General features: G+C 73.8%; 13 protein-coding genes and 2 pseudogenes. 7 read left to right on the plus strand and 8 right to left on the minus strand.

Annotation, left to right across the window (positions count from 1 at the left end; all coding sequences use genetic code 11):
- The first annotated feature begins 55 nt into the window (after positions 1-55).
- Both ACH4ZA_RS33365 and ACH4ZA_RS33370 read left to right on the plus strand, forming a co-directional pair.
- Complete coding sequence (locus ACH4ZA_RS33365) at positions 56-2,071, plus strand: FAD-dependent oxidoreductase (protein WP_398432998.1); 2,016 nt, start codon at positions 56-58, stop codon at positions 2,069-2,071.
- A gap of 44 nt (positions 2,072-2,115) precedes the next feature.
- A complete protein-coding gene (locus tag ACH4ZA_RS33370) occupies positions 2,116-2,667 on the plus strand; it encodes a PadR family transcriptional regulator (protein WP_398432999.1) in 552 nt (183 codons plus the stop codon).
- A 42-nt stretch (positions 2,668-2,709) separates the two neighbouring features.
- On the opposite strand, the gene ACH4ZA_RS33375 is transcribed toward ACH4ZA_RS33370, so the two are convergent.
- Both ACH4ZA_RS33375 and ACH4ZA_RS33380 read right to left on the minus strand, forming a co-directional pair.
- Positions 2,710-3,249, minus strand: a complete 540-nt coding sequence (locus ACH4ZA_RS33375) for a hypothetical protein (RefSeq protein ID WP_398433000.1) — start codon at positions 3,247-3,249, stop codon at positions 2,710-2,712.
- A 180-nt stretch (positions 3,250-3,429) separates the two neighbouring features.
- Positions 3,430-4,410, minus strand: a complete 981-nt coding sequence (locus ACH4ZA_RS33380; RefSeq protein WP_398433001.1) for a fibronectin type III domain-containing protein — start codon at positions 4,408-4,410, stop codon at positions 3,430-3,432.
- A gap of 413 nt (positions 4,411-4,823) precedes the next feature.
- Between ACH4ZA_RS33380 and ACH4ZA_RS33385 the strand changes: the two are divergent.
- Positions 4,824-5,519, plus strand: a pseudogene (locus tag ACH4ZA_RS33385) (glycoside hydrolase family 75 protein); the annotation flags it as partial.
- Between the two features lie 358 nt (positions 5,520-5,877).
- On the opposite strand, the gene ACH4ZA_RS33390 reads toward ACH4ZA_RS33385, so the two are convergent.
- The 3 genes from ACH4ZA_RS33390 to dhaK are packed head-to-tail and all read right to left on the minus strand — an operon-like array spanning position 5,878 to position 7,941.
- Positions 5,878-6,288: a PTS fructose transporter subunit IIA gene (locus tag ACH4ZA_RS33390; RefSeq protein ID WP_398433002.1), complete on the minus strand. Its 411-nt coding sequence runs from the start codon at positions 6,286-6,288 to the stop codon at positions 5,878-5,880.
- Between the two features lie 7 nt (positions 6,289-6,295).
- Positions 6,296-6,895 carry a dihydroxyacetone kinase subunit DhaL gene (gene dhaL, locus ACH4ZA_RS33395; protein ID WP_398433003.1) on the minus strand — a complete coding sequence of 200 codons (600 nt, stop codon included), beginning with the start codon at positions 6,893-6,895 and terminating at the stop codon, positions 6,296-6,298.
- 53 nt (positions 6,896-6,948) lie between these two features.
- Entirely contained in the window at positions 6,949-7,941 is a 993-nt protein-coding gene (dhaK, locus tag ACH4ZA_RS33400; protein WP_398433004.1) for a dihydroxyacetone kinase subunit DhaK, read from the minus strand.
- 212 nt (positions 7,942-8,153) lie between these two features.
- On the opposite strand from dhaK, the gene ACH4ZA_RS33405 reads away from it, so the two are divergent.
- The gene (locus ACH4ZA_RS33405) at positions 8,154-8,717 is read left to right on the plus strand and encodes a hemerythrin domain-containing protein (RefSeq protein WP_398433015.1); all 564 of its coding nucleotides are present in this window, start codon (positions 8,154-8,156) and stop codon (positions 8,715-8,717) included.
- A gap of 212 nt (positions 8,718-8,929) precedes the next feature.
- Here ACH4ZA_RS33405 and ACH4ZA_RS33410 read toward each other — a convergent pair whose 3' ends face one another.
- Positions 8,930-9,448 carry a hypothetical protein gene (locus ACH4ZA_RS33410; protein WP_398433005.1) on the minus strand — a complete coding sequence of 173 codons (519 nt, stop codon included), beginning with the start codon at positions 9,446-9,448 and terminating at the stop codon, positions 8,930-8,932.
- 233 nt (positions 9,449-9,681) lie between these two features.
- A complete protein-coding gene (locus ACH4ZA_RS33415) occupies positions 9,682-10,359 on the minus strand; it encodes a TetR/AcrR family transcriptional regulator C-terminal domain-containing protein (protein WP_398433006.1) in 678 nt (225 codons plus the stop codon).
- 188 nt (positions 10,360-10,547) lie between these two features.
- Between ACH4ZA_RS33415 and ACH4ZA_RS33420 the strand changes: the two genes are divergently transcribed.
- Entirely contained in the window at positions 10,548-11,387 is an 840-nt protein-coding gene (locus ACH4ZA_RS33420) for an NAD(P)H-binding protein (protein ID WP_398433007.1), read from the plus strand.
- 41 nt (positions 11,388-11,428) lie between these two features.
- On the opposite strand, the gene ACH4ZA_RS33425 is transcribed toward ACH4ZA_RS33420, so the two are convergent.
- Complete coding sequence (locus tag ACH4ZA_RS33425) at positions 11,429-14,356, minus strand: glycosyl hydrolase 115 family protein (RefSeq protein ID WP_398433008.1); 2,928 nt, start codon at positions 14,354-14,356, stop codon at positions 11,429-11,431.
- A gap of 215 nt (positions 14,357-14,571) precedes the next feature.
- Between ACH4ZA_RS33425 and ACH4ZA_RS33430 the strand changes: the two are divergent.
- Together ACH4ZA_RS33430 and ACH4ZA_RS33435 are read left to right on the plus strand one after the other, a co-directional pair.
- Positions 14,572-15,018 (plus strand): annotated as a pseudogene (locus ACH4ZA_RS33430) (RpiB/LacA/LacB family sugar-phosphate isomerase); the annotation flags it as partial.
- A gap of 346 nt (positions 15,019-15,364) precedes the next feature.
- Positions 15,365-16,941: phosphoketolase (locus tag ACH4ZA_RS33435; protein ID WP_398433009.1), on the plus strand; the 1,577-nt coding region annotated here is incomplete at its 3' end.

Genomic DNA, 16,941 nt, shown 5'->3' on the forward strand with positions numbered 1-16,941 from the left:
ACCCGTGCGCAGTCCTCTAGAACTGAGGGACTACCGCCGCGCACGGAGGCCTGCCATGAGCCGATACCCCCACCTGCTGAGCCCCCTCGACCTGGGCTTCACCACGCTGCCCAACCGCGTCCTGATGGGCTCGATGCACATCGGCCTGGAAGAGGCCGAGAACGGCTTCGCGCGCATGGCCGCGTTCTACGCGGCCCGGGCGCGCGGGGGAGTGGGCCTCATCGTCACGGGCGGCATCGCCCCCAACGACGAAGGACGGCCGGGCGAGGGCGGCGCCAAGCTCACCACCGAGGCGGAGGCCGAACAGCACCGGATCGTCACCGACGCCGTGCACCGCGAGGGCGGCCGGATCGCGATGCAGATCCTGCACTTCGGCCGCTACGCCTACCACCGGGACCTGGTCGCCCCCAGCCCGCTCCAGGCGCCCATCAGCCCCTTCGTGCCCCGCGAGCTGACCGACGCCGACGTCGAGCGGACCATCGACGACTACGCCCGCACCGCCCGTCTGGCCCGGCAGGCCGGCTACGACGGCGTCGAGATCATGGGCTCCGAGGGCTACCTCATCAACGAGTTCATCGCGGCGCAGACCAACCACCGCACCGACCGCTGGGGCGGCGCTTACGAGAACCGGATGCGCTTCCCGGTCGAGATCGTCCGGCGCGTGCGCGAGGCGGTCGGCGAGGACTTCATCGTCGTCTACCGGCTGTCCATGCTGGACCTGGTGCCCGGCGGATCGACCCTCGACGAGGTCGTCACCCTCGCCAAGGCCGTCGAAGCCGCCGGAGCGACCATCATCAACACCGGCATCGGCTGGCACGAGGCGCGCATCCCCACGATCGCCACCTCCGTGCCGCGCGGCGCCTACACCTGGGTGACGAAGAAGCTGATGGGCGCGGTCTCCGTGCCCCTCGTCACCACCAACCGCATCAACACCCCCGAAGTGGCGGAGCAGTTGCTCGCCGACGGCTGTGCGGACATGGTCTCGATGGCCCGCCCGATGCTCGCCGACCCCGACTTCGTCAACAAGGCCGCGGCGGGCACGCCGGAGGCGATCAACACCTGTATCGGCTGCAACCAGGCCTGCCTGGACCACACCTTCAGCGGGAAGATCACCTCCTGCCTGGTCAACCCGCGCGCCTGCCACGAGACCGAGCTGGTCCTCGCCCCGACCCGGCTGCGCAAGCGGGTCGCGGTGGTGGGCGCGGGTCCGGCCGGTCTGGCGTGCGCGGTGAGCGCGGCCGAACGCGGCCACGCCGTCACCCTCTTCGACGCCGCGAGCGAGATCGGCGGCCAGCTGAACGTGGCCCGCAGGGTCCCCGGCAAGCAGGAGTTCGACGAGACGCTGCGCTACTTCCGCCACCAGCTCGACGCGCACGGCGTCGACGTACGCCTGGACACGTTCGTCGCCGCCGAGGACGTGACCGGCTACGACGAGGTCGTCGTCGCCACCGGCGTCAGCCCGCGCACCCCCGACATCCCGGGCGTCGACCACCCGAGCGTCGTCGGCTACCTCGACGTGCTGCGCGACGGCGCGCCCGTCGGCGACCGCGTCGCGATCCTCGGAGCGGGCGGCATCGGCTTCGACGTCGCCGAGTTCCTCACCGACGGCGGCGACAAGACGAGCGAGGACCCCGCGGCCTACTTCCGCCAGTGGGGCGTGGACATGGACTACCAGGGGCCCGGTGGTCTCGCCGCCCCCGAGCGTCCCGTCCCGCCGCGCACCGTCCACCTGCTCCAGCGCAAGACCAGCAAGGTCGGCGCGGGCCTCGGCAAGACCACGGGCTGGATCCACCGCACCGAGCTCAAGCACCGGGGCGTCACCATGGTCCCGGGCGTGCGCTACGACCGGATCGACGACGCCGGGCTGCACGTCACCGTCGGCGAGCAGAGCACGGTCCTGGAGGTCGACACCGTCGTGCTGTGCACCGGCCAGGACCCGCGCCGCGACCTCTACGACGCGCTGATCGCCGCCGGCCGCAGCGTGCACCTCATCGGCGGCGCGGACGTGGCCGCCGAACTGGACGCCAAGCGCGCCGTCCAGCAGGGCACCGAGCTGGCGGCGGCACTGTAGGCCGACCGCACGGAGCCGCCCCGGACCGTCCCTAGGATGACCGCATGTCACTCCCGCACGCGATCCTCACCGCCCTCCTCGAGCGGCCCGCCTCGTCGGGGCTGGATCTGACCCGCCGGTTCGACAAGTCGATCGGTTACTTCTGGTCGGCCACGCACCAGCAGATCTATCGCGAGCTGGGACGGCTGGAGGCCGAGGGGCAGATCCGGGCCCTGCCCGCGGAGCAGCCGGTCCGCGGGCAGAAGAAGGCCTACGAGGTCCTGCCCGCCGGCCGTGCCGAACTCGCCCGGTGGACGGCCGCCGCGCAGGACCCGAAGCCGCACCGCGACGCCCTGCTGCTGCGGCTGCGGGCCGCGGCCGTCGTCGGCACCGCCGGTCTCGACGCGGACCTGCGCCGTCATCTCGAGCTGCATCGGCGGCAGTTGGCCGAGTACCGGGAGATCGAGCAGCGGGACTTCCCGGTCGCCGACGACAGCGCGCAGGCCAGGCTGCAGCACCTGGTCCTGCGCGCGGGCATCGAGCTGGAGACCTTCTGGACGCAGTGGCTCAGCGAGGCCCTGGCGAACCTGCCCGTCGTGGAGGGCGAGCCCGGCTGAGCGCCCCGGGCGCCGAAGGCCAGAGCCTGGTGCCGGCAGGGCTCACAGCCGGTAGGGCTTCGAGCGCCGGCGCAGGAACCAGGCCGTCGCGATGACGCCCGCCCCCACCAGCGCACCGCCCACCGCCATGGTGACGGCGCCGTAGTCGCGGGCCGCACCGCCGAGGCCGCCCATGACGCCGCGCGAGGGCGAGGTCGTCGGGGTGGGTGCCGGGGTGGACGGCGTCGAGACGATCACCGACTGGGTGCCCGCGGTGCTGCCGTTGGAGCACATGACCACGACGGTGTAGGTGCCCGGGGAGACCGCCGACCACGCGGCCGACTGGCTCGCGGCCGTCCCGGACAGGGCCACCTGGCGCCCCTGGGCGAAGCTCCCCTGGCCGCTGGTGAGCAGGGCGGCGGTGCCCCAACTGCCGTTGATCTGGGTGCAGGCGCTGGTCACCACCGACACCGTGGAGCCGGTGGTGCTGACCGAGATCCCCGACGCCCGGGCGGCGGCGGGCCCGGCGGCCAGGGCGAGCGGCAGCGCGGCGGCGACCGCCACGCCCAGTCCTGAGCTGAGGAACGGACGGGAATTGCGCATGGGATGTCCTCCGGCGGCGGCACGGTTGGCGGTACATCCCTTGCGCCGCCGAGGATCGGGTTCGTCCGTGCTGCCTCAGACGCAGCCAACGCCCCCCTGCGGCGCCCCGCACGCGGACCGCCGCCGAGCAGGTGAGGGACTCCACCGGACGGACCAGTCACGGCTCGGGCCCGGCGCGTCTCACGGTCCGGGGCCCGTCGTCACCGACCGCTCCGCCGAGAACGCGCCCCAGCCGCCGTCCGGCAGTCGGGCCCGCACCCGCACCCGGTGTGCGACCCCGGCCTTCCCGCCCGCGTAGAAGCTGTACGCAGCCGTCCCGCGCGGCGGGTTCCCGCCCCACACCAGGGAGGTGGCGGGCTGCCCGTCGAGCTGGATCCGGTACTCGGTGACGACGCCGTCCACCCGGGGCGGCGTCCAGGACAGGTCGATGTAGTAGCCGCCGTCGGCGCCCCGGTGAGAGGCCGCCCGGAAATCCGCGGGCGCCGTGTCCGTCCCCTCGTCGTCCCCCTTCGCCGTGGTGATCCGCACCGCCCGGCCCGCGGGCGAGAGGTTGTCGGCGGCGTCCCGCGCCCGGACCGTGAACGCGTAGGCCGTGCCCGGCCGCAACCCCGTGACGACCGTCGCCGTCTGAGCCGCCCCGACGCTGTGGATCTTCGCGTCGCCCCGGTAGACCTCGTAGGAGACCACCTTCCGGTCGTCGGCGGAGGCCGACCAGGACAACTGGACGGCCCGGCTCCCGGCGGCCCGTCCGGTCAGCCCGCCCGGCGCGGTCGGCGCCGAGCGGTCCGCCGCCCCGGCCGCCGCAGTGGTGGCCCGCGCCTCCCTGCCGGGCGGCCCGAGCCGGCCCTGCACGTCACGGGCCCGCACGGTGAAGACGTACGCGGTGGACGGGGCGAGCCGCACGACGTCCAGCATGTGCGCGGTGCCGGGCGCCTCACCGGCCTTCTGCTCGCCCAGGTACACCTCGTACGCGCTGATTCCGCGATCCGCCGCGACCGCGTTCCACATGACGTGGACGCTCGTCGCGCTGCCGGCCGCGGCGGTCACGCCGGTCGGGGCGCCGGGCCCCCGGCCGTCGTCGTCGGCCGTGCCGACGCCGCACCCGCTCGACAGGGCGGACACCAGCACGCACCCCGACACCCACAGCACAACACGTCGCACGGCGTCGCCTCCCGGCCCCGGCACGGCGGCATTGGTCCGGACCAATATGGCGCGGTGATGCGGGCACATCAAGAGGGCGGGAGCCGACGGCCGGCCGGCGCGCCGCCCCGACGACCGCTGGCGGGAGCTACGTACGCTGAAGCACGTCCCGGTCGAACTCCCCTTCCCATGGGACGAGTTCACGCCGAGGCGCCGACCGCAGTCGTCGCTGTTCCCGCGCCGGCGCAGTGGTCCGGGGGCCCGGAACCGCCCCACGGGGCCACGGCCCCCCGGCCGCCGACGCACTGCCGGTCCGTCAGCAGCGGCCCCCGTACGGCCCTCTCGGAGTGGCCGGGCGCTCCGGCCCCCACCAGATTGTTCCGAGTGCCCGTCGAACCGCGTCCGTCCAAGCCTCCAAGAGAGGGTCCCGAACCGTGCGCGTCCAGTCGCTGACACTGGCCGTGGCAGGCCTCGCCCTGCTGGCCCCGACCACTTCGCCCGCCGCCGTGCGGCCGACCGCGGGCGCTCCCGGGGCCCCGGCGCCGCACCATGAGGGTTCCGTCCGCGCCGCCGACCTGCTGTCCCGGGTCCGCGACTGCGCTCCCGTCTCCCGGGGCCGCTATCGCACGGACGACGGCGCGCCCGCCACGATCCCGGTCTGCGGCACCGAAGACGCGGTCTTCTGGACGGCCGACATGGACATCGACTGCGACGGCCGCCCGGGCCCGCGGTGCAACAGCGGCACCGACCCGCTGTTCTCCGCGGCCACGGCCTTCCAGCAGTCCGACGGCCGCTATCTCAGCGCCGAGGCCCTGCCCTACATCGTGGTACCGGGCGCGAGCGAGGTCTGGGACCACCGTGACCACGGGGTGCGCGGCGGATCCGTCGCCGCGGTCGTCTACCGGGACCGGGTGGCGTACGCCGTGGTCGGAGACACCGGACCGCGCGGGATCATCGGTGAGGCCTCGTACGCCACCGCCGAGGCGCTCGGCATCCGCCCCGACCCGCGCGGGGGCGGCGCGCCGTCCGGCGTCACGTACATCGTGTTCAAGAACTCCAGGGCGACCCCCATCGAGAGCCACGCGTCCGCCGTGGCGGTCGGGGAGCGACTGGCCCGGCAGTTCGCACAGGTGCCTGACGTGGACCCGGGCGGATCGTCGCTGCCCCCGGTGCGGGACGGCGAGGACGAGGCGGACGGCACGGCGGACGTCAGGCCGCCGGGCTGGGAGGAGGACTGGGGTCCGTCGGACGCCGCCGAGGGCCCGGACGCGACCGGTGTCTCCGGGACGCCCCCGGAGCGGAACGCCCCGGGGGCGCGGCGGGGCCGAGAAGCCCCGACCGGCCCGAACGGCCCCACCGCCCCGACCGGCAAGGGAGGCGGCGAGGGCGGGGAGGCCGAGTGAGCGGGTGAGCGGCCGGGCGGGGGAGGGCGGGTGAGCGGCCGGGGCGCGCCGCCGGCCCGCCCCGGTCCCGCTCGACCCGCCCGTCTCACACCTTGCGGTACGTGTACGCGTCGGCGGCCGCCGCCTCCACCGCGTCGAGGTCGCCGCCCGCCGCCGCCGTGACGACCGCGGCCACCGCGCCCTCGACGAAGGGGGCGTCCACCAGGCGCGCCGAGTCCGGCAGCTCGTCGCCCTCGGCGAGCAGCGCCTTGACCGTGAGGACGGCGCTGCCGAGGTCGGCCAGGACGGCGACTCCGGCGCCCCGGTCGACCGAGGCCGCCGCGGCGCTGACCAGTTCGGCGCTGGTGCCCAGCCCTCCCCCCTCCGTGCCGCCCGCCGCGGCCACCGGGACGGCCGCGCCGCCGCCCGTGAGCCCGCGCGCCAGGTCGGCCACGGCCGAGGCCACCGCCGCGCTGTGCGAGACCAGTACGACGCCCACGATCCTGTCCTCGCTCACCGTCGCCTCACTCCCCGCCGGCCGTGCAGAGGGCGGCGACGAGCAGTGCCGCCGAGGTCGCCCCCGGATCCTGATGGCCGATGCTGCGCTCGCCCAGATAGCTGGCCCGGCCCTTTCGCGCCTGCAGCGGCGTCGTCGCCTCGGCCCCCTGACCGGCGGCCGCGCGGGCGGCCGCGAAGCCCTCGGCGAGGGCGTCGACGGCCGGGACCAGCGCGTCGATCATGGTCTTGTCGCCGGGCGCGGCGCCGCCGAGCTGCATCACGGCGTCGACGCCCGCCCGCAGCGCCTCGGCGAACCGCTGCTCGTCGACCTCGGCGGCGTCCCCGAGAGCCTTGCCGGTACGGCGCAGCAGGGTGCCGTACAGGGGGCCGGAGGCGCCGCCGACCGTCGAGATCAGCTGCCGTCCCGCGAGGACCAGGACGGCGCCCGGCGTCCCGGGCTCCTCTTTCTCCAGCGTCGCGGTGACGGCGGTGAAGCCGCGCCGCAGATTGTTGCCGTGGTCGGCGTCCCCGATCGGCGAGTCGAGGGCGGTGAGCCGGTCCGCCTCGCGGTCGACGGACGCGGCGGTCGCCGTCATCCAGCGGCGGAAGAAGTCGGCGTCGAGCACTGGATCTCCTTGCGTGGTCGGTACGTTCCGGACTGCCGTGTGCGCTCCGCGCCTCACACGCCCCAGCGCAACCCCGGGGTCCTGACCGGGGCGTCCCACAGTTGCAGCAGTTCCTCGTCTACCTGGCACAGGGTGACCGACGCGCCGGCCATGTCGAGGGACGTCACGTAGTTGCCGACGAGCGTGCGGGCGACCGGCACCCCGCGCTGGGACAGCACACGCTGCACCTCGGCGTTGAAGCCGTACAGCTCCAGCAGCGGCGTCGCGCCCATGCCGTTGACCAGCAGCAGGACGGGATTTCGGGGCGTGAAGTCGTCCAGGATCGCGTGCACGGCGAAGTCGGCGATCTCACCGGACGTCATCATCGCCCGCCGCTCCCGGCCAGGCTCGCCGTGGATGCCCACGCCCAGCTCCAGCTCGCCGGGCGGCAGCTCGAAGGTCGGGCTGCCCTTGGCCGGCGTCGTGCAGGCGCTGAGCGCCACGCCGAAACTGCGCGAGTTCTCGTTGACCTGCCGGGCGAGCGCCTCGACCTGCTCCAGCGGCCGGCCCTCCTCGGCGGCGGCGCCCGCGATCTTCTCCACGAAGAGCGTCGCGCCCGTGCCGCGGCGCCCGGCCGTGTAGAGACTGTCGGTCACCGCCACGTCGTCGTCGATCAGCACCTTCGCGATCCGGATGCCCTCGTCCTCGGCGAGCTCGGCGGCCATGTCGAAGTTCAGCACGTCGCCGGTGTAGTTCTTCACGATGAACAGCACGCCGGCCCCGCTGTCCACGGCCGCGGCCGCGCGCAGCATCTGGTCGGGAACCGGCGAGGTGAACACCTCGCCCGGGCAGGCCGCCGAGAGCATTCCGGGGCCGACGAACCCGCCGTGCAGGGGCTCGTGCCCGGACCCGCCGCCCGACACCAGCGCGACCCTCCCGGCCACCGGCGCGTCCCGTCGCACGATCACCCGGTTCTCGACGTCGACCGTCAGCTCGGGATGGGCGGCCGCCATACCGCGCAGCGCGTCCGCGACCACGGTCTCCGCAACGTTGATCAGCATCCGCATGGATACCTCCAGGTGGGCTAGCAGGTGAGTCCCTGCTTCCATTCTGCCGGTCGGACCCGCGTCGGGCCGATGTCACGGCGAACAGCGCCGGCCCGCCGGGCGTTTTCCGGTCCCGGTGCCGGAAGCATCCCGTGTCGGCGCCTCGGCGCGGGGCACTCGGGCCGTGGCGGGCCCCTCCTGGGGCCGTCATGTCGAGACAGGAGGTGGAGGACATGGGCCATGGTGGGAACGTCATCGACGAGCTGGTGACCGATCACCGCGAGGTCGAGGAGTTCTTCGGCCGGATCGAGGCGCTGCCGGCCGGCGCGAAGGACCGCAGGCTCTACGCGGACCAGGCCACGATGGAGCTGGTCCGGCATTCGGTGGCCGAGGAGATGTACCTCTACCCGGCCGTGCGCGAGCACGTCCCCGGCGGCGACGCCCTCGCCGACAAGGAACTGCAGGACCACGCGCAGGCCGAGCAGCTGATGAAGGACCTGGAGGGCCGCCGGCCGGACGACCCCGAGTTCGACCGGCTGGTCGGCATGCTGATGAGCGAGATCCGCGCCCATGTGGCCGACGAGGAGCAGAACCTGTTCCCCCGGCTGCGCGCGGCGTGCTCGGCGGAGACCCTGGACGAGCTGGGCGACAAGGTCCGCAGGGCGAAGAAGACCGCCCCGACGCGTCCGCACCCCGCCGCCCCGGACAAGCCTCCTGCCAACAAGATGCTGAACCCGGGCGCCGGACTCGTCGACCGGCTGCGGGACGCCCTGACGGGCCGCGGCAAGCCGGACTGACCGACGGACGGGAAGGGACCTGTCGGCGGGCCCGGATGCACGGACACTCCGCCTCAACGGCCGTTCGTCCGCACGGCGGGCCGGTCCGGCAGTTCACCCGACCGACGGGAGGACGGGGAGGCGAGGCTACGGGCAGGCGGCCGGACCCGGCACGGGCCGGAACCGGGCACGGGCCCCAGTGGGACGGACGGACCCGGTCTTCGCGGAGCGCGTCAGGCGACGAGGGCCCGGCCGCGTCCGAGCCGGTCGAGGAGCTGAGCACGGTGGAGCCGGGCCACCGGTGCGAGGAGGTCGGGGTGGCGCAGCAGCGCCGCCGCCCGCCCGTCGCGCTCGTCGGGGGCCAGCAACCGTCTGAAGTCCGGCGTCGTCCCCCGCGTGTGGTCGCCCCCGGCGAGCGCGGCCACCGCGTCCGCCGCGAGTGCGGGATCGGCGAGCAGAGCGGCCGCCCAGCTCGCCACGACCTCGTCCACCCAGCTGCGCCACGCCTCGTCGGTCCCGTCGGCGGCGTCCGCGCCGCTGATCCCGTCGAGGCGGGCCGAGCCGCCCGCACCCGCCATGCCGACCAGCGCGGCGTCCGTCGCCGTCGGGTACCGCAGCCACGCCGCGACCGTCGCGGCCTGGCGGGCCTGGGCCTCGCACAGGGCGGAGGCGAACGCGCCCCCGGACGCCGGATAGGCGCGGGTCAGCCATTCGGCGGTGGCGGCGATGAGCGGGGAGAGGTCTGCGAGCACGGGCGGCCGTCCGGGGTCTGCGGCGGGAGGCGAAGAGCTGCGGAAACCGTAGCCTGCCGCTCCCGTGGGAGGACATGGCGCAGGACACCTCCGGGGACGTGGCATCGGCCACACGACGACCGCGGCGGGCATGCTGCCGGCCGTCCGCCGCGTGCGGGAGCGCCCTGCCGGGAGCCCTGGCGCAGGGGCTCCCGGAGCTTGGCCGACCGGGGCCGGTGCGGGGCGGCCCGGCGTCAGCCGGCGGGAGTGTGGAGGAGGCCGTTGATGAGGACGTTCAGGCCCCAGGCGTCGCGGTCGCCGGGCGAGAGCAGCGCCTCGCGCAGCGAGGTGACCATCGGATAGCGGTCCGCGGGCAGGGAGGCGTATCGGCGGTCGGCCGCGGCGACGACGCTCTCCTCACCCGTGGCCTGGGCGTTGTGGACGCTCTGCTCGGCGGCGGCCGCGGCGATGTGCAGATAGAGCAGGTCGACGGCCCAGGCGGCGGTGACGTCGTCGAGGCCGCCCTCCTTGAGCAGCGCGAGCATGCGGTCCAGGACCAGCAGGGCGTGGTCACCGGTCGGGATCGCGCCGAGGGCGACGGCGGCCAGGCCCTCGTGACGGCTCATGGCCTCGATCGTGGCGGTGGCCAGGGCCCGCAGCCGTTCCTGCCAGGAAGCCCCGGGGGCGCAGTCCGGGGTGAGGGGGACCTGGGCGAGGGCCGCGTCGAGCATGGCGGCCATCAGATCGTCGCGGTTGGCCACGTAGACGTAGAGCGAGGCCGGGCCGGTGTCCAGCTCCTTGGCGACGCGACGCATGGTCAGGGCGTCCAGCCCGTCGCGGTCGAGGATCCGCAGACCGGTCCGCACGACGGCGTCGCGGCTGAGGGGGGCCTTGGCGGGCCGCGTGCGGCGGCTGATCGGCTGCGAGCTCATGGGGAGAGCGTAGCCCCGGGCGAACGTCGTTTGGTACGAACACCGTTTGACACGAACATTGTTCGTTGCCTACCGTGACGGCAGTCGGCGAACGGTGTTCGTCACGAACAATATTCGCGGCCAGTTCCGGACCGTCTCCGACGTTTCGGTGGCTCGCACCTCTGACCAGCAGAAAGACCCACGTCATCATGATTCTGATCACCGGCGGCCGCGGTGCCGTCGCCACCCGCCTCACCGCGCTGCTGCACGACGCCGGCCTGTCGGTCAGGGTCGGCTCCGCCCGCCCCGAGGACCTCTCGCTCCCCGCGGGCGTGCCCACCGTCAGACTGGACCTCACCGATCCGGGCTGCTTCCCGGCCGCGCTGGCCGGCGTCACGTCCGTGTTCCTCTACGCCAGTTCCGAACGCATCGCCGACTTCGTCGACCACGCCCACCGGGCCGGGGTCGAACACGTCGTGCTGCTGTCCTCCGCCGGTGTGCTCGGACCCGACGCCGAGAACGACCCGCTCGCCAGGTCCCACCTCGACGTCGAGAAGGCCCTGCTCGCCTCGCCGATCACCACCACGATCCTGCGACCGGGCTCCTTCGCCTCCAACGCCTCGGCCTGGGCCTGGCCCGTGAAGGCGGGACGGCCGATCAGCCTGCCCTTCCCCGACGCGCACACCGACCCGGTCCACGAGGCGGACCTCGCCGAAGCCGCCCACGCGGTCCTCGTCGATCCTCGCCATCACGGGGGCCGCTTCACCCTCAGCGGTCCCCGGTCGCTGACCTTCACCCAGCAGATCGACCAGCTCGCGGCCGTCATCGGCCGTCCTGTCAGGGCGGAGCGGGTCACCCGGGAGGAGTGGAAGCGCGAGATGGCGGACTACATCCCCGGCGTGTACGCCGACGCCCTTCTGAACTGGTGGGAGTCGAACGACGGCAAGCCCGTCGCCCTCACCTCCACCGTCGAGGAGCTCACCGGTCACCCCGCCCGCCCCTTCGCCGTCTGGGCGGCCGACCACGCCGCCGAGTTCACCACCGCCTGATCCGGCCGGCGGCGTGGCGGCCCCGACGTCTCGGCGGGCGGCTACCGGCTCGGCGCGTCCAGTCCCGGCGACGTGTCCGGGTCGGGGTTGAACACCGGGTGGTAGCTCTCCGGCGGCGCGAGGTAGGAAGCGGGCAGACCCCCGGTGTCGATGACGATCTGGTCCACGGCGATACCCGGGTCGACCATGAAGATCCTCAGGACGTGCTCGCCGGGCTCGGCGACGGTCACGGACGCGGTCAGCTTCTCCACCCCCTCCTCGACGTTGCGCGCCCAGGCGTCCCCGCGGTTGCCGGTGGCCACGGCCTGCCCCGACAGGACGGCGGGTGTCTGGTCGTCCAGCGCGACGGCGAGCCGCCGAGCGCCCCGCTCGTCCAGCGAGGGCAGCCGGAAGACGGTGACCGGGAACGTCCCGGCGCCGGTGAAACGGACCCGGTAGCGCAACTCCGGCGCACGAGCGGCGAGGTCGGCGGTCACCGGGGTCGCCGTCGACGGCACGGCCTCCACCGCGGCCGCACCGCGGCCGAGCCCGCGCACGGTCCGCCAGCGCGCTCCGCCGCGCGCCACCCGGCGCTCGGTGTGCACGGCGTCGATCGACACCCAGCCGTTCGCCTCGACGAAGCCGCGCGCCCGCCGACGCGCCCGCTCACCCTCGTTGACGACCGTCAGCGGCACCTCGAAACGCCGGTCGCCGCCGGTGAACGCGACCGTGACGGCGTGCGTGCCCTCCGGCGCGGCGGACCAGTCGATCTCGACCCACACCCGCGTCTGCTCACGGAGCGAGCCGCCCGCCGCGCTCAGCCGGACCCAGGGCCGGTCCGCCTCGGCGACCCAGGAAACCGCGAGGAAACCGGTGTTGAAAACGTCCACGAAACGCCGGTCCCGGGAGGCGGAGGAGAAGGACAGCGGCCGGGCGGCGCCGATCTCGTTGCCCTCGGCGGCGATCCCGAGCCCGGACGTCTCCCGCCGGGTGACCCGGGTGAGCGACGGACGGCCCGGCGCCTTCGGGATCTGCGAGGGGTACGGATCTACGTAGCCGTTCCACTTCCCGCCCGCCACCTCGGTGTTGTACCGCTGGGTCAGCGCGGCCTCCTCGGCGTGCGCCGCCTCAGCGAGGTCCGCGAAGCGGTTGGTCCCGGCGCCGCGCCCCTGCCGTGCCGCCAGGGCGTTGCGGTCCGCCCAGTAGTACTTCAGGTTCATCAGATACGCACCGTGCACCGGATAGCCGACGAGTTCGAAGTAGGCGTCCCGCATGGCCGCCGGGAGTGCGTCGCCGAGCGCCGCGGTCCGCCGCAGCAGGCGGTCGTAGGCGGCCATGCGGCGTCCCGCCTCGTCCCCGTGGTGGACCACGGAGAAGACGCCGCGGTCGATGAACTCCGGCCGCCGCTCCGCCGCGAGGCGGTAGTACTCGGTGCGGATCGAGGTGATCTCCCGGCCGTGCCGCAGCCCGAACTGCCGGCCGTACCACTCCGCGAGGAAGCCCCCGACGTCCTCCGCCGTCCACCGGTCCACGTCCCAGGCCATGTCCATGGAGAACGACAGCCCCGTCTCGATCGACTTCAGGTCGCCGACGTTGAAGATCCACATCCGGTCGGCCCGGTGCTCGTACACCCTGCGCAACTCCTGCCAGACCTTGGCCAGTTGCGTGGTGTCCAGCCAGAGATAGCTGCGCGGACGGCCCCAGTAGGACAGGTGGTAGTAGATGCCGTTGCCGCCCGGTCGCGCGCGCTCCGCCTCGGTGGGCAGCTGGCGCATGTTGCCGTGGTTGTCGTCCGGCCAGATCAGCGTGACGTCGTCGGGCACCCGGACGCCCGCGTTGTACAGCTCCAGCACCTCCTTGTACGGGATGAAGATCTGCGGCTCGGCCCCCGCCCCGACCTCCTCCGCGAGGATCCGGCGCTGGTCGGCGATGATGTCGTTCATCACCGCCACCTTCTCCGGGATCGTGGTGGCGTTCCTCGTCTCCAGCGCGCTGTCGTGCAGACCGCGCATGCCGAGCGTCCAGCTGCTCTCGTACGCCGCGTTCTCCCGGGCCCGGGCCCGCCAGTAGTCGGAGACGACCGCCGGGTTCACCGTGTAGTCGTAGACCGGCAGCGTGCCGTCCGCGCCCCGGTGGTCCTCGGCCCACGGAGCCCACTCGTGGACGCCGTTGCGCAGCAGCGCCTCGGGATGGCTGGAGCCCACCACGATGCCGTACCGGTCGGCCAGTTCGGGGTTCTCCCGGTACTTGTTGAAGAAGTCGGAGTACGGATGCATGGCCGGCCACAGGTAGTTGGCCTTCAGCCGGAGCAGCAGCTCGAAGAGCCGCTCGTACGTCCGCGGACCGATGTTCTTGTCCGTCTCCTGCGTGCGGTGCGACCAAGTGGTCAGGTTCTGCTCGTCGTTGATGAAGACGCCCCGGTAGCGGACCGACGGTTCGCGGCGCACGAAGGGCCCCGCGGGGACGCTGAGCGCCGCCCGCCGCTCGACGGGCACGTCGGCCCACCAGTACCAGGGCGAGACCCCGATGCGCTCCGAGGTGTCGTAGATCCCGTAGACCGTTCCGCGCGGGTCGCTGCCCGCGATCACCAGGGCGCGGTCCACCCCGGGCGCCGGACGCTCGACCACCTGGGTCACGGAGGCCTCCCAGCGCCCCGCCACCCGCCGCACGCGGAGCCGCTCGCGCGCGACGAGACGGTCCACGACCGGGCTCGCGCCGAGCGTGCCGACCACGATCAGCGCCTCGGCCCGTTCCGGCAGGGTGCGCCGCAGGGCCGGCCGGACTCCGGTGACCCGCTCCACGTCGGCCCGCAGGTCGCCGGCCGCGCGGAGCACGGCGGGGTCCGCGGCCGCGTCCACGAACACGTCGACGGCGACGCCGTCCCGCACCAGGTCGAAGTCGGGCCCGGCGAAGACCGGGTCGGCCGCGGCGGCCCGGGCCGCCGAGGGCAGCGCCGCCGGCAGCAGCGGGGCGACTCCGACGGCCGTCATGCCCCGCAGAAACGCCTTTCGGCTCCATGGCTGCGAGGGGTCCTGCGATGCGGTGGGCGACATCCACGCTCCCGGCTAGACAGTGGCATGACCATGCTAGAAAGCGCTTTCTCCGCCACCCTAGGTCAGGGCGACGCCGCCGTCCACCACCCGGCGGCGCTTCGGTGAGACGTTCCGGGCGACAGGGCGGGCCTGCCGTCAGTAGGCTCGCGGGCATGCGGATCTCCGTCTCCTCGGACATGGACGAACCAGTGGCCCGCGCCCTCGTCGCGGAGCTGCGCGGCCGCGGGCACGACGTCGTGCCGCACGGCGCGCTGCGCTCCGGCGACGACCCCCGGTGGGCGATCTGCTCAGCCGCGGCGGCGCGGGACGTGGCCGACGGGACGTCCGAGCAGGCGGTCGTGTGCTGCTGGACCGGCACCGGCGCGTCCATCGCGGCGAACAAGATCGCCGGCGTCCGGGCCGCCCTGTGCACCGACGCGGGCACGGCCGAGGGCGCACGGCGCTGGAACGACGCCAACGTCCTCGCGCTCAGCCTGCGTCTGACCTCCGAGCCGCTGCTCAAGGAGATCCTGGACGCCTGGTTCGCCGCCGAGGCCGCCCAGGACGCCGAGGACCGGCAGAACCTCGCGCACGTCGCCGCGCTCGACGCGTCGGGTGGCGCGCCGCCCCGTGCGTCGGGTGAGTCACGTCCGGCAGGCGTGTCAGGCGCGGCCGGCACGTCACGCGGGCCGGGTGCGGCACCCGGGTCCGGTGCGTCACCCACGTCGGGTGGTGCGTCACCCACGTCGGGTGCGTCGGACGCCACCCGTGGTCCCGTCCCCGCATCTGACGGCTTCGGCGCGGGCGGGGCGCACTCGGGCCCGTAGGGCCCGCGCCCCCTTACGGACGGCTCCGCTGCTCCGTATGGGTCGCTCGGCCGTGAGGGGTACCCGGCCGGCGGGGAGGGTGGGCAGGTACGGACCGCCACGCCCCTGCGAGCGAACCCGATCGGGAAGGGAACCCGAGATGCCCGTCGACCCGCAAGCGACGTCCGCCCGGCTCACCGACGACGAGCTCCGGACGCTGCACGCCCACTGGCGCGCCGCGAACTACCTGGCCGTCGGCCAGATCTACCTCATGGCCAACCCGCTGCTCACCGAGCCGCTGCGACCGGAGCACGTCAAGCCGCGGCTGCTGGGCCACTGGGGCACGTCGCCGGGGCTGAACCTCGTCTACACCCACCTCAACCGTGTCATCAGCACCCGTGATCTGCGTGCCCTGTGCGTCTGGGGACCCGGTCACGGCGGGCCCGCGGTGGTGGCGAACTCCTGGCTGGAGGGCTCCTACTCGGAGATCTATCCGGACGTCAGCCGGGACGAGGCCGGCATGGCCCGGCTGTTCAGACAGTTCTCCTTCCCGGGCGGGGTGCCCAGCCATGTGGCTCCGGAGACGCCTGGCTCGATCCACGAGGGCGGTGAGCTCGGGTACTCGCTCTCCCACGCGTACGGCGCCGCCTTCGACAACCCCGATCTGCTGGTGGCGTGTGTGATCGGGGACGGGGAGGCGGAGACGGGGCCGCTGGCGGCCTCGTGGCATTCCGACAAGTTCCTCGACCCGGTGCACGACGGGGCGGTGCTGCCGATCCTGCACCTCAACGGCTACAAGATCGCCAACCCGACGGTGCTCGCCCGTCTTCCCGAGTCCGAGCTCGACGCCCTCCTGCGCGGCTACGGCCACGACCCGATCCACGTCACCGGCGACGAGCCGAACGCCGTCCACCGCGCGATGGCCCAGGCCATGGACACCGCGCTGGACCGCATCGCCGTTCTCCAGCGGGCAGCCCGCGAGGAGGGCTCCGGCGAGCGCCCTCGCTGGCCGGTGATCGTGCTGCGCACCCCGAAGGGCTGGACCGGCCCCGCCCACGTCGACCGCGTCCCGGTCGAGGGGACCTGGCGCGCCCACCAGGTCCCGCTGTCCGCCGTCCGCGACAACCCCGAACACCTGCGGCAGCTGGAGGCGTGGCTGCGCTCCTACCGGCCGCAGGAGCTCTTCGACGAACGCGGCGCGCCGCGTCTCGACGTGCAGGCGTGGATCCCCGAGGGGGACCGCCGGCTCGGCGCCACCCCGCACGCCAACGGCGGCCTGCTGTTGCGCGAACTCCCGTTGCGCGACCTGGAGGCGTACGCCGTTCCCGTGGACAAGCCGGGCACCGGCCTGCACGAACCGACCGCCGTCCTCGGCGACCTGCTCGAGGACGTGATGCGCTCGACCGCGGACCGGCGTGACTTCCGGCTCGTCGGCCCGGACGAGACCGCCTCCAACCGGCTCCAGGCCGTCTACCGCGCCACCGGCAAGGCCTGGCAGGCGCAGACCCTCCAGGTGGACGAGCACCTCGACCGGCACGGCCGGGTGATGGAGATCCTCTCCGAACACACTTGCCAGGGCTGGCTGGAGGGCTATCTGCTGACCGGCCGGCACGGACTGTTCTCCTGCTACGAGGCGTTCGCGCACATCGTCGACTCGATGGTCAACCAGCACATCAAGTGGCTGAAGACATCGAGGGAACTGCCGTGGCGTGCCCCCGTCGCCTCCCTCAACTACCT

The organism is Streptomyces sp. NPDC020597 (assembly GCF_044335095.1).
In the GTDB taxonomy this organism is placed as follows: Bacteria; Actinomycetota; Actinomycetes; order Streptomycetales; family Streptomycetaceae; genus Streptomyces.